Genomic DNA, 12,379 nt, shown 5'->3' on the forward strand with positions numbered 1-12,379 from the left:
GATTTGTGTGGATCAGGGATCAGGACAGGAAACCGCCGTCCACGTTCAGCGAAACACCTGTGGTGTAGCTGGAGGCGTCGCTGGCCAGGTACAGCACCGCGCCGGCCATTTCGCTCGGGTCCGCCACGCGTTTCAAAGGGATCTGCTGCAACGCGGTGTTCAGGATCGCCTCGTTCTTGACCAGTGCCGAAGCGAACTTGGTATCGGTCAGACCTGGCAGCAGGGCGTTGCAGCGGATGCCGAACTGCGCACATTCCTTGGCGAAAACCTTGGTCATGTTGATGACCGCCGCTTTGGTCACCGAATAAATGCCCTGGAAGATTCCCGGCGAAACGCCGTTGATCGAGGCCACGTTGATGATGCTGCCGCCACCGTTTTCGCGCATCAGCTTGCCGGCTTCGACCGACATGAAGAAATAGCCGCGGATATTCACGTCGACGGTTTTCTGGAAGGCGCCGAGGTCGGTATCCAGTACGTTGCAGAATTGCGGGTTGGTGGCGGCGTTGTTGACCAGAATGTCCAGGCGACCAAACTGTTCCTTGATCCCGGCGAACACCTGGCTGATCTGTTCCATTTCGCCGATGTGGCAGGCGATGGCGGTGGCTTTTCCACCGGCGGTAATTATCGAGTCGGCCACGTGCTGGCAACCCTCGAGCTTGCGGCTCGAGACGATCACGTGGGCACCTTGCTGGGCCAGCAGTTTGGCGATGGCCTCACCGATGCCACGGCTGGCGCCGGAGACGAATGCGATCTTGCCGTCGAGGTCGAACAACTGAGTCTTGGACATGGGTTTTCCTTGTTATAGGCCTGATAGGTGTAGGTGCGGTTTGCTGACGAAGAGCGATGACGCGGTATGACCGCTACACCGCAGTGTCTGATTCGCCGGCAAGCCTGGCTCCTGCGGGTCGTGTTGGTATCAGAGGCTGGATTTCTGGATGACCTGCAAGCTCATCTGCTCCAGCAGTTTGTTCATGTGAATGAACTGCGCGAAGCGCTTGTCCTGGGTCTGGCCATGGTAGAAGCGGTAGTAGATCTGCTGCACGATGCCGGCCAGGCGGAACAGGCCGTAGGTGTAGTAGAAATCGAAATTGTCGATCTGGATGCCGGATCGCTGGGCGTAGTAGTCGACGAACTCGCGGCGGGTCAGCATCCCCGGGGCGTGGCTCGGCTGGCGGCGCATCATCTGCACCGGCGCCGGGTCGTCGGCCTCGATCCAGTAGGCGAGGGTATTGCCCAGGTCCATCAAGGGATCGCCGAGGGTGGTCAGTTCCCAGTCGAGCACGCCGATGATCTGCATCGGATTGTTCGGGTCGAGGATGACGTTGTCGAAACGGTAGTCGTTGTGAACGATGCTGGACGTCGGGTGGTCGGCGGGCATCTTGTCGTTGAGCCAGGCCTTGACCACGTCCCACTGTGGGGCATCGGGAGTCAGGGCTTTTTCGTAGCGGTCGCTCCAGCCTTTGATCTGCCGTGCCACGTAACCTTCGGGCTTGCCGAGGTCACCCAGGCCGTAAGCGTTGTAGTCGACCTGGTGCAGTTCGACGAACTTGTCGATGAAACTCTTGCACAGGGCTTCGGTTTTCGCTGAATCGAGCCCTAGTTCCGCTGGCAGTTCCGAGCGCAGGATGATGCCGTTGACCCGTTCCATCACGTAGAACTCGGCACCGATCACCGATTCGTCGGTGCAATGCACGTAGGCTTTGGGGCAGTACGGAAAACCCTCGCGCAATTGATTGAGGATGCGAAATTCGCGGCCCATGTCATGGGCGGATTTGGCCTTGTGGCCGAACGGCGGCCGACGCAGGACAAACTCCTGTTCGGGGTATTCCAGCAAATAGGTAAGGTTCGACGCACCGCCCGGGAACTGGCTGATCTGCGGCAAGCCGCTCAGACCCGGAATGTGGGCCTTGAGGTATGGATCGATCAGGCTGGCATCGAGTTCTTCGCCGGTACGGATACGGGTGGACTGGTCAGTAAGCGCCATGCTTATCCCTTCTACTTATTTTGGAGGCCAGACATCATTGGCTAATCTAATGGTGCGCCTTGGGAGCCACAAGCGCGACACGGTCTTATAGGTTAGCGTGTTGCCGGATAATCAGTGATCCTGATGTGTAAGCAACCCTCATCCGATCAGCCTCCATCACACCCCGGAGCCTCCTTGCTCGCAGGTGGGGCGCGCCTCAGAACGAATTGCTGACGCTCGCCACCACAGTGGCGCTGCAAACGTCATCGAACCCCCAGTTGCTGGTGCACTGGCTTTTCGACAGGTCGGTGTCGATGTAGCTCAGGCCCAGCATCACGCCGGCCAGTTCGTGGGTCAGCTTGACCTCCCACTCACGGTACGAATCTTCGGCTTCGCCCGAACGTGAGTAGAGATGCGGGTCCTTGAAGTCCATGTTGCCGTAACGCAGTTTCAGACCCACATCGTAGGGCAACTCGGTTTCGTAGCCGACATAGCTGTAGAGCGAGTTCTGCTCGCTGTCGATTCCCGGCGCATCGGCGGAGTAATAGGCTCCGAGCTTGACCCCGTAGACGCTGAGAATGCCGTAGGCCTCACTCTGGTTGAACTGGCTTTCTCTGGGATAGGTGTACTTCAGGTAGCCGACGTCCAGGCTCACTTCTTCAGTGGCTTGCCACAGCCAGCCGGCGTAATAGTCGACTTCCTGCCGGGTTTTCAGGCCACCGCCGAAATCGACGTTTGAACTCCATGCGCCGAGGTACAGGCCACTGCTGTGGGCCAGGGTGATGGCACCCTGAATGGCCGGGTCATTCTGGGTTTGCGAGATACCGCGGGTGCGGTAGTCGCTGGCCAGGGTCACGTCCAGCAGCAGGGCGAAGTCGTCATTCAAGGGGATGGCCTGGCTGCTCAAGGGCAGCAGGCTCAAGGAACCGAGGGCGAACAGGGTCAAGGCTTTCATAAGATGCATTCCGCTATTGTGATTGTTATGGGCAGATGTCGGGCAAGGCTGCGCCAGGCCCCGGGTGGGAACACACCGGGGGCGGGCAGCGAAGTGGTTGCGGGTTTTTATCAGAGGGTCGCTGCGTAGACCTGACGGCCGGCGAACCAGGTTTGCAGCACTTGGGTGTCGTGCAGGGCTTTGTCATCGACGCTGAACACGTCGCGGTCGAGGACGATGAAGTCGGCCTGTTTGCCGGCGCTCAACGAACCGATGTTCTTGTCCAGGCCGATGGTGCGCGCAGCGTTGAGGGTATAGGCGTAGAACATGGTTTCGCGGTCGATACGTTCATCGGCGTTGAGCACGCCCAGCGGGCCGACCCGGGTCATCGCCTGAGCCATGGCGTTGAACGGGTTCGGCGACGACACCGGCCAGTCGCTGGCGCCGGAAATGATTGCGCCCTGTTTGAGCAGCGAGTGCGCCGGGTATTGGTAACGGAATGCCTGGGCGCTGACGTAAGGCTTGATCATGTCGGTGGTGTAGTCGTCGGCGGCGGCCCAGAGCAGTTGCATCGAGGCAATGACGTCGAGCGGCTTGAACCGGGCGAACTCCTTCGGGTTGACCATTTGCAGGTGAGTGACCGAGTGCGTCACGCCGCTTTGGCGGTCCTTGCGCGCCTGGGCGATCCCGTTCAGTGATTCACGCACGGCACGGTCACCGATGGCGTGGATGTGCACCAGCCAGCCGCGCTGGTCGATGGCACTGACCAGCTCGCCGAAATGCTTTGGATCGATCAGCAGTTCGCCCTGTTTGTGCGAGTTGCTGTAGGGATCGATCATCGCCGCGCTCTGCGCCGGGTACTCGATCACACCGTCGGCGAAGATCTTGACCCCGGGCAAGGTCAGGTTGGGGATGCCCTGAAATTGCTGGCGGACCTTGTCCAGCGTATCCAGATCGGCCGGCACGCTTTTCGAATTGGCCACCAGCAGCGCGGCAATGTGGGCGGTCATGGCGCCACTTTGCGCCAGTGCCTTGTACACCGGCAGCACACCGACGGTTTTTTCCGTCGGCTTGAGGGCGAAGATCGGTTCGCCGGGCGCGGCGTTGGCGGCCGGGTCCATCCACGCGGTAATGCCCAGACTGTTGTTGTAGCTCACGGCGGTTTGCGCGGCCTTGAGCATGTCGGCGGCGCTCGGTGCCGGTATTTTCGAGGCCACCCGATCCCAGCCGGCATCTACCAGAAACCCGTTGGGCCTGCCGTCCTTGAGTTTGCCGATGGTGCCGTCTTCAGCTGCCGGCAATGACTTGATCAGCGCAGCATCGACACCGGCGCGCTTGAGCATTACATCATTGGCCCAGGCCGTATGGTGGTCGCTGCCGGTAAACACCACCGGCACGTCGGCCCATTCGCCACTGTTGAACTTCTTGCCCAGCGCTTCCGACTGCGCCCAGTACGCCGAACTCATGCCGGCCACGCTCAGCACATCGCCGTGCCGCGCTTTTCCGTCGTCACGCCAGGCGCGCAGGCGTTTCTCCAGTTCGTCAAGGTCCACGACCTCGTCTTCCATGTTGGCCGACACCATTTCCAGGCCACCGAAGATGGCATGGGAATGGGTGTCGATCAGGCCGGGCATCAGTGTTTTCCCGTCCAGGTCGATGACCTGTGTTCCAGACTCGATCAGCGCCTTGATCTGCGCATCGCTGCCCACTTGCAGCACTTTGCCGTCCTGGACCGCCAGCGCCTGGACCTTGGGCTGATTGCGGTCGGCGGTGAAAATCTTGCCATTGAATAACACCAGGTCAGTCGCTGCCATGGCTTCCAACGAGGCAAAACTAATGGCGGCCATCAATAGATTCGGGATGAATCTTTTCATTGAATGTTTCCTTGTTATTGCGTCTGATGGCCAGATTAGTGGCTTGCTGCGCTCGGCAGAACGCCTCACTCACGAAAAACGTTTTTGCCTGATTGGAAAAAATATGGACAAGCTCGGTGCACTGAAAATGTTTGTGGTCACGGCGCAACTGGGCAGTTTCAGCCGCGCCGCCGAGCAACTGGGCAAGACCCCGTCGGCCCTGACCAAAGCCGTCAATCACCTGGAAGCGGAGCTGGGCGCACGGTTGTTCGAGCGCAGCACCCGACGGATTTTGCTCACGGAGTCCGGGCGGCTCTACCTGGAGACTGCGCGTCAGGTGTTGCAGCGACTGGACGAGGCCGGCGAGGAAATCGAGCAGTTGCAGCATGGTTTGCGCGGCAGCCTGAAAATCACCGCACCGCTGGCCTATGGGCAGGCTTTTCTCGATCAGGTGTGCGGTGGTTTTCTTGAGCAATACCCGCAAATCAACCTGCAAGTGGACCTGTGCGACGAGTTCGTCAATCTGCTGGAGAGCGGCTACGACCTGGCGTTGCGCGAAGGGCATGACGACTTGCCGGGGTTGATTGCGCGGGTGGTCGGCAGCAATCGCCTGGCGCTGTGCGCCAGCCCGGAATATCTGGCACGCAAGGGGCTGGCGGTCACCCCGCAGACCCTTGATGACCACGAATGGTTGCTGTATCGCCATCCGTTGCTCAGCCGTGAATTCTGGTGGGCCGAGCGCGATGGCCAGCGCCTGAGCTTGCCACAACCGTTGGCACCGCGCCTGCGCAGCGACAATTACGACTTGCTGCTGGCCAATGCCCTGGCGGGGCGCGGTTTGCTGCACACACCCTTGTGGAGTGCCGCGCCGTACATCGCCGACGGGCGACTGGTGCGGCTGATGGCCGACTACGACATCGACCCGGACAGCTTCGGCCCGCACATTCTGGCGGTGTACCCGAGCCATCGGCGGGCGACGGCCAAAGTGCTGGCGTTCATCGATTACATCGCAGGGTTTCTGGCGTCCCGTGGGTTGAGCTGACTGGCGGTGCTTGTCAGGAAAATGGCAAAAGAGTACAAATGTACTCCATGACGACTCTGACTCCCCGCCGTACCGCCATCCTGACCTTTATCCGCGAGCGCATCGCCGAGCACGGTCAGTCCCCGAGCCTCGCTGAAATCAGCGAGGCGTTCGGCTTCGCCTCCCGCAGCGTGGCGCGCAAGCATGTGCTGGCGCTCACCGAAGCCGGGTTTATCGAGGTCAACCCGAATCAGGCCCGGGGCATTCGCCTGCTCGGGCAGCCACCGCGCCCCGAGTTGCTGGATATCCCGGTCCTCGGTCGCGTGGCGGCGGGTGCGCCGATCGGCGCCGATGCCGAAATCCATAGCCGCTTGCTGCTCGATCCTGCGATCTTTTCCCGGGTGCCGGACTACATGCTGCGGGTGCGCGGCGACTCGATGATCGAGGACGGCATTCTCGACGGCGACCTGGTGGGCGTGCACCGCAGCCCCGAGGCGGTCAACGGCCAGATCGTCGTGGCGCGCCTCGACGGCGAAGTCACCATCAAGCGCTTCGAACGGGTCGGCGACACGGTCCGGTTGCTGCCGCGCAATCCGGCCTATCAGCCGATCATCGTCGAAGCCGACCGGGACCTCGCCATCGAAGGCGTGTTCTGCGGCCTGGTGAGGCAAGGCTGATGGGCGCCGTCGTTGCGTTGGATACGCTGTTCAATGGCGGCCAGGTGTGGAAGGGCCGGCCTGCGCCGCCAGCCGTCAGCCCACAACCCACCGGGCATGCCGCGCTGGATGCGGCGCTGCCCACCGGTGGCTGGCCTGAGGCGGCGCTGACCGAAATCCTGCTGGCCGGGCAGGGTGTCGGTGAGTTGCAACTGGTGTGGCCGGCGCTGGCGCGATTGTCGGCGGCTGGCGAGCGCATCGTGCTGGTGGCACCGCCGTACGTGCCATATCCGCAAGCCTGGCAGAGCGCCGGGGTCGATCTGCGCCAGTTGTCGATCATCCAGGCCAGTGAACGCGATGCGCTGTGGGCCGCGGAACAATGCCTGCGTTCGGGCAGTTGCGGTGCGGTGCTGTGCTGGCCGCACAAGGCGGATGATCGCGCCTTGCGTCGCTTGCAGGTGGCGGCGGAAACCGGCCAGACCCTGGCATTCGCCTACCGTTCGCTCAATGAAGCGGTCAACCCTTCGCCGGCGGCGCTGCGCATCGCCATCGATGCCAGGCCGGCGCAATTGCGCGTGCTCAAGTGTCGGGGCGGGCTGGCCCGGTCGGCACCGATTGCCTTCGCCGTAGGGCATTGAGGTTGCCATGCGCTGGGTGTGTATCCTTTTCCCGCAATTGGCACTGGACGCAGTACTGCGTCAGCGCACCGATCCCGATGAACCGCTGGTGCTACTGACCGGTCCGGCTCAGCGCCGGATGCTGCAAGCGGTCAACGGCCCGGCACGCGCCCTGGGCCTGCGCCCCGGCCAGTCCATGAGCGCCGCCCAGGCCCTGAGCAAGGGCTTTGCCACGGCCGAATACGACGTCGCCGACATCGAGCACTGGCAGCAGTTTCTGGCGGCCTGGGCCTATCGGTTCAGCTCCCAGGTCAGCGTCCATTATCCGCGGGCCCTGGTGTTTGAAATCGAATCCAGCCTGGGCCTGTTCGGCGACTGGCCGCAATTCGAGGCGCGCCTGCGCAACGAGCTTGGCGAACTGGGCTTTCGTCACCGCATTGTCGCTGCGCCCAACCCGGTGGCGGCACGAATGCTGGCCAATGCCTATGACGGTCTGGTGGTGGCCAATGATCAAGCCTTGCAGTATCACCTCGGACAAATGCCCATCGACCGCATCGGCCTTGAGGCCAGCGTCGCCACGGCGTTGTCGCGCATGGGGCTGCGCACCCTGAGTCAGGTGCAGGCCTTGCCCCGGCACAGCCTGGCCCGGCGTTTCGAAGCCCAGGTGCTCAGGCATCTCGACACTTTGTTCGGGTTGCGGCGGCTGGCCCTGGCGTTCTACTTGCCACCGGATCGCTTCGACGTGCGCATCGAACTCAACTTCGATGTGCAATCCCATCAGGCCTTGCTGTTTCCGCTGCGTCGATTGACCGGTGACCTGTCGGCGTTTCTCTGTGGTCGCGACAGCGGCGTGCAGCGTTTCGACCTGCACCTGGAACACGCCGGATTGCCGGACACGGTGATCAAGGTCGGCCTGCTCAGCGCCGAGCGCGACCCGGCGATGCTTTTCGAATTGGCCCGGGGCCGGCTGGAGCAGGTTCAGGTCGAGGCCCCGGTGCGCGGTTTTCGCCTGTGCGCCGAAGACTTGCCGGCCTTCGTGCCCCAGTTTCAAGAACTGTTCGACGACCGTCCGCAGCAATCCTTGCCCTGGGAGCAACTGCGCGAACGCCTGCGTGCGCGGTTGGGGGATGAGGCGGTGCATGGTTTGCGCTTTCAGGCCGATCACCGCCCCGAGTGTGCGTGGCAGGCCCGTGCCGACAGCCAGCCCTGCGCAGGATTCCCGATCGTGCAGCGTCCGGGCTGGCTGCTGACCGAACCGCTGACGGTGCACGAAGGCTCGACCCGTATCCTCATGGGGCCAGAGCGTATCGAGTCCGGCTGGTGGGACGGTGATGATGTGCGCCGCGATTACTACCTGATCGAAACCCGCGCCGGTCAGCAGGGCTGGGCCTACCGTGTGGTGGGCGAGAATGGCCCGTTGTGGCTGCAAGGCTGGTTCGCATGAGTGCCGGGTATGCCGAACTGCACTGCCTGTCGAACTTCAGTTTCCAGCGCGGTGCCTCGAGTGCCCTTGAACTGTTTCAACGGGCGAAAAAACAGGGCTATCAAGCCTTGGCGATCACCGACGAATGCACGCTGGCCGGGATCGTCCGCGCCTGGCAAGCGGCGAAATCCGTTGAGTTGCCGTTGATTATCGGCAGCGAAATCCGCATCGAAAACGGCCCGAAACTGGTGTTGCTGGTGGAGAACCTTGAGGGCTATCAGACGCTGTGCCGTTTGATCACCCGCGCCCGACGCCGTACGCAGAAAGGCCAGTACCGGATATTACGCGAGGATTTCAGCGAACCATTGCCCGGGCTGTTGGTGCTGTGGGTGCCTGACACGGTGAATGACGTGGAGCAGGGCCGCTGGCTGCAACAGGTCTTTGCAGAACGGCTGTGGCTGGCGGTGCAGTTGCATCGGTGCCAGGACGATGTCCGCCGTCTCAACGACCTGCTGGCCCTGGCCCGGGAACTGCGGATTCCAGCGGTGGCCTGTGGCGATGTGCACATGCATGCACGCGGGCGCCGGGCCTTGCAGGACACCATGACCGCGATCCGCCATCACCTGCCGGTGGCCGATGCCGGGTTGCGCCTGCATCCCAATGGTGAACGGCATCTGCGCAGCCTTGAGGTTCTCACCAGCCTGTATCCGCCAGCCTTGCTCGACGAAACACTGGCCATTGCCCGGCGCTGCTCGTTCGACCTCGGCCAGTTGCGTTATCAATATCCTCGGGAGCTGGTGCCTGCAGGGCATTCGGCCGCGTCGTGGCTACGGGACCTCACAGAAAAGGGAGTCGCGTGGCGTTGGCCAAAAGGCCCGAAAATCGAAGTGCTGAAGCAGATCGACAAAGAACTGGAGCTGATTGCCGAGCTGGGCTACGAAAGTTATTTTCTGACCGTCCACGACATCGTGCGCTTCGCCCGTGAGCAGCAGATTCTTTGCCAGGGACGCGGTTCTGCCGCTAACTCGGCGGTGTGTTTTGCCTTGGGCATCACCGAAATAGATCCGGATCGCACCACGTTGTTGTTCGAACGCTTTATTTCCAGGGAGCGCAACGAGCCCCCGGACATTGATGTCGACTTCGAGCATGAGCGGCGCGAGGAAGTCTTGCAGTACGTGTTCCAGCGTTATGGCCGGGCCCGTGCTGCGCTGACGGCGGTGGTCAGCACCTACCACGCGGCGGGCGCGGTGCGCGACGTCGCCAAGGCGCTGGGTTTGCCAGCGGACCAGATCAACGCCCTGGCCGACTGCTGCGGTCACTGGAGCGATCAAACCCCACCCGTGGAACGCCTGCTCGAGAGCGGTTTCGATCCCGAGAGCCCGATACTGCGGCGGGTGCTGAGCCTGACGGGACAACTGATCGGCTTCCCCCGGCATCTGTCCCAGCATCCCGGCGGCTTCGTGATTTCCGAGCAGCCGCTGGACAGTCTGGTCCCGGTGGAAAATGCGGCCATGGCCGAGCGCACCATCATCCAGTGGGACAAGGACGACCTCGACGCGGTGGGGTTACTCAAGGTCGACATTCTCGCGCTGGGCATGCTCAGCGCGATTCGTCGCTGTTTCGATCTGGTGCGTCGACACCGAAACCTCGACTTGAGCCTGGCGACGATTCCGCCCGAAGACGCGGCCACCTACGAAATGATCGGTCGCGCCGACACGGTCGGCGTGTTTCAGATCGAGTCCAGGGCGCAGATGTCGATGCTGCCGAGGCTGCGGCCGAAGACGTTTTACGATTTGGTGATCGAGGTGGCAATCGTGCGGCCCGGGCCGATCCAGGGCGGCATGGTGCACCCGTACCTGCGACGGCGAAACAAGGAAGAACCGGAGGTTTATCCGTCGCCGGAACTGGAAGTCGTGCTCAAGCGCACCCTTGGCGTACCGCTGTTCCAGGAACAAGTGATGCAGATCGCCATTGTCGCCGCCGACTACAGTCCCGGCGAGGCCGACCAGTTGCGCCGTTCCATGGCTGCCTGGAAACGTCATGGCGGGCTTGAACCGCACAAGGAACGGCTGGCAGCCGGTATGAAAAAGAACGGCTACAGCGCTGAATTCGCCGCGCAGATTTTCGAGCAGATCAAAGGCTTCGGCAGTTACGGTTTTCCCGAGTCCCATGCCGCCAGTTTTGCGTTGTTGACCTATGCCAGTTGCTGGCTGAAATGCCACGAACCGGCGGCATTCGCCTGTGCGCTGATCAACAGTTGGCCCATGGGTTTCTACAGCCCGGACCAGATTCTGCAGGACGCGCGTCGCCATCACTTGCAGATTCGTCCGGTGGACGTGCGGGCCAGCGACTGGGATTGCAGCCTGGAGCCGGTCACCGGCGCACAACCGGCGATTCGCATGGGCCTGCGGATGATCAAGGGCTTTCGCGAGGACGATGCCCGGCGTATTGAAGCGGCCCGTTGTACAGGCGCGTTTACCGACATCGCCGGCCTCGGCGAACGGGCACGACTCGATGCCCGCGCCCGCGAGCAACTGGCCGATGCCGGAGCATTGCGCGGGCTGGCCGGTGATCGCCATCGGGCGCGCTGGGAGGTTGCGGGTGTGCAAAGGCAACTCGGGTTGTTTGCCGGTCTGCCGAGCCAGGAAGAGGGCGCCATCGTGCTGCCCAAACCCACGGTCGGCGAAGACCTGCGGGCCGATTACAACAGCCTCGGCACCACCCTCGGTCCGCATCCGCTGGCGTTGCTGCGCGCTGAGTTGAAAGCCCGGCGCTGCCGCAGTTCGAAGGAGCTGCTGGAGGTCGACCACGGGCGCCCGGTCAGCGTTGCCGGGCTGGTGACCGGCCGACAACGCCCGGGCACCGCCAGCGGTGTGACCTTCGTCACCCTGGAAGACGAGTTTGGCAACGTCAATGTGGTGGTCTGGCGCGACCTGGCCGACCGGCAACGAAAGGTGTTGGTCGGCTCGCAGTTGCTCAAGGTCGATGGCCGCTGGGAGCGCGAAGGCGAAGTACGACACCTGATTGCCGGGCGCTTGAGTGACCTGAGCTCCTTGCTGGACGGCATCAGCGTGCGCAGCCGGGATTTCCACTAACCCATGGTGAACTGACTTTTGTGGCGAGGGAGCTTGCTCCCGCTGTGCCGCGAAGCGGACCCAGAATCATCGCGCGCAATGATTCAACGACCGCTGCGCAGCCGGGCGGGAGCAAGCTCCCTCGCCACAGCGGGTTTTGATGATTTTTATTTAGCCTGCGGCCAAAACCGCTCACCGCCGCCCGGTGCATCCGTCCAGGCCTGCAACGACCGTGTCGGCAAGTCGAAGTAATCCCGCGTACGGGCATAACCATGGCCGCCCATGCGGCCAATCGCATCGAGCCCCAGTTGATCGATGTACAGGGTTTTCGGGTCGATCAGCTCGTCCCGCACATGGGCCATCAGCACTTCACCAAAGATGATTTCCCGGGATTGGCCGATGGACAGCGCCATCATCCGTCGACATTCCAGTGCTACCGGGGCTTCACCGATCCGCGGGCATTTGACCGTGGTGCCGGGGATGGCGGTGAGGCCGGCCGCGGTCAGTTCGTCGAAGCCGGGAGCGAAAGGCACGGCACAAACGTTCATGGCCTCCACCAGCGCATCGCTGACGATGTTCACGGTGAACTCCTGGTTGAGCTGGATGTTGCGCGTGGTGTCCTTGGGGCTTTGATCGCCATAGTTTTCCACGCCCAGGGCGAGGATCGGCGGGTCGGCGGAAAGTGCATTGAAAAAGCTGAACGGCGCGGCATTGACTCGGCCTTCGCCATCGACCGTGGTGACCAGCGCAATAGGGCGCGGCACCACACTGCCGATCAGAATCTTGTATTTGTCCCGTGGGCTCAGTTGGCTGAAGTCAAAGCTTTGCATAGTCAGAA

Annotated in this window: 10 protein-coding genes; 5 read left to right on the forward strand and 5 right to left on the reverse strand. The window is 62.3% G+C overall.

Going from position 1 to position 12,379, the window contains the following annotated elements; translation table 11 throughout:
• Window positions 1-19: 19 nt before the first annotated feature.
• From D8U18_RS10155 to D8U18_RS10170, 4 genes are all read right to left on the reverse strand, one after another.
• Window positions 20-787, reverse strand: a complete 768-nt coding sequence (locus tag D8U18_RS10155) for an SDR family oxidoreductase (RefSeq protein ID WP_131107557.1) — start codon at window positions 785-787, stop codon at window positions 20-22.
• 129 nt (window positions 788-916) lie between these two features.
• Window positions 917-1,984: a phosphotransferase family protein gene (locus tag D8U18_RS10160; protein ID WP_056852857.1), complete on the reverse strand. Its 1,068-nt coding sequence runs from the start codon at window positions 1,982-1,984 to the stop codon at window positions 917-919.
• Between the two features lie 196 nt (window positions 1,985-2,180).
• Complete coding sequence (locus D8U18_RS10165) at window positions 2,181-2,918, reverse strand: TorF family putative porin (protein WP_131107558.1); 738 nt, start codon at window positions 2,916-2,918, stop codon at window positions 2,181-2,183.
• A 110-nt stretch (window positions 2,919-3,028) separates the two neighbouring features.
• Entirely contained in the window at window positions 3,029-4,771 is a 1,743-nt protein-coding gene (locus D8U18_RS10170) for an amidohydrolase (RefSeq protein ID WP_131107559.1), read from the reverse strand.
• Window positions 4,772-4,874: 103 nt separating this feature from the next.
• On the opposite strand from D8U18_RS10170, the gene D8U18_RS10175 reads away from it, so the two are divergent.
• The 5 genes from D8U18_RS10175 to D8U18_RS10195 are packed head-to-tail and all read left to right on the forward strand — an operon-like array spanning window position 4,875 to window position 11,562.
• Window positions 4,875-5,792, forward strand: coding sequence for a LysR family transcriptional regulator (locus D8U18_RS10175; protein ID WP_131107560.1), 918 nt, complete (start codon window positions 4,875-4,877; stop codon window positions 5,790-5,792).
• Window positions 5,793-5,830: 38 nt separating this feature from the next.
• Window positions 5,831-6,448, forward strand: coding sequence for a transcriptional repressor LexA (gene lexA, locus D8U18_RS10180; RefSeq protein ID WP_056852853.1), 618 nt, complete (start codon window positions 5,831-5,833; stop codon window positions 6,446-6,448).
• Complete coding sequence (imuA, locus tag D8U18_RS10185) at window positions 6,448-7,065, forward strand: translesion DNA synthesis-associated protein ImuA (protein WP_056852852.1); 618 nt, start codon at window positions 6,448-6,450, stop codon at window positions 7,063-7,065. The genes lexA and imuA overlap by 1 nt, the downstream gene beginning before the upstream one ends.
• A gap of 7 nt (window positions 7,066-7,072) precedes the next feature.
• Window positions 7,073-8,488: a DNA polymerase Y family protein gene (locus D8U18_RS10190; RefSeq protein WP_131107561.1), complete on the forward strand. Its 1,416-nt coding sequence runs from the start codon at window positions 7,073-7,075 to the stop codon at window positions 8,486-8,488.
• The gene (locus D8U18_RS10195; RefSeq protein WP_177435012.1) at window positions 8,464-11,562 is read left to right on the forward strand and encodes an error-prone DNA polymerase; all 3,099 of its coding nucleotides are present in this window, start codon (window positions 8,464-8,466) and stop codon (window positions 11,560-11,562) included. Before D8U18_RS10190 ends, D8U18_RS10195 begins: the two co-directional genes overlap by 25 nt.
• Window positions 11,563-11,708: 146 nt before the next feature.
• Here D8U18_RS10195 and D8U18_RS10200 read toward each other — a convergent pair whose 3' ends face one another.
• Complete coding sequence (locus D8U18_RS10200) at window positions 11,709-12,371, reverse strand: flavin reductase family protein (RefSeq protein WP_130903455.1); 663 nt, start codon at window positions 12,369-12,371, stop codon at window positions 11,709-11,711.
• Window positions 12,372-12,379 lie beyond the last annotated feature (8 nt).

This window comes from Pseudomonas sp. Sample_10 (assembly GCF_004321495.1).
In the GTDB taxonomy this organism is placed as follows: Bacteria; Pseudomonadota; Gammaproteobacteria; order Pseudomonadales; family Pseudomonadaceae; genus Aquipseudomonas.

Bases quoted from the DNA above. Each gene is read 5' to 3' on its own strand.
- D8U18_RS10155 (WP_131107557.1), bottom strand. From the start codon at position 787: ATGTCCAAGACTCAGTTGTTCGACCTCGACGGCAAGATCGCATTCGTC.
- D8U18_RS10190 (WP_131107561.1), top strand. From the start codon at position 7,073: ATGCGCTGGGTGTGTATCCTTTTCCCGCAATTGGCACTGGACGCAGTA.
- D8U18_RS10160 (WP_056852857.1), bottom strand. From the start codon at position 1,984: ATGGCGCTTACTGACCAGTCCACCCGTATCCGTACCGGCGAAGAACTC.
- imuA (WP_056852852.1), top strand. From the start codon at position 6,448: ATGGGCGCCGTCGTTGCGTTGGATACGCTGTTCAATGGCGGCCAGGTG.
- D8U18_RS10175 (WP_131107560.1), top strand. From the start codon at position 4,875: ATGGACAAGCTCGGTGCACTGAAAATGTTTGTGGTCACGGCGCAACTG.
- lexA (WP_056852853.1), top strand. From the start codon at position 5,831: ATGTACTCCATGACGACTCTGACTCCCCGCCGTACCGCCATCCTGACC.
- D8U18_RS10165 (WP_131107558.1), bottom strand. From the start codon at position 2,918: ATGAAAGCCTTGACCCTGTTCGCCCTCGGTTCCTTGAGCCTGCTGCCC.
- D8U18_RS10200 (WP_130903455.1), bottom strand. From the start codon at position 12,371: ATGCAAAGCTTTGACTTCAGCCAACTGAGCCCACGGGACAAATACAAG.
- D8U18_RS10170 (WP_131107559.1), bottom strand. From the start codon at position 4,771: ATGAAAAGATTCATCCCGAATCTATTGATGGCCGCCATTAGTTTTGCC.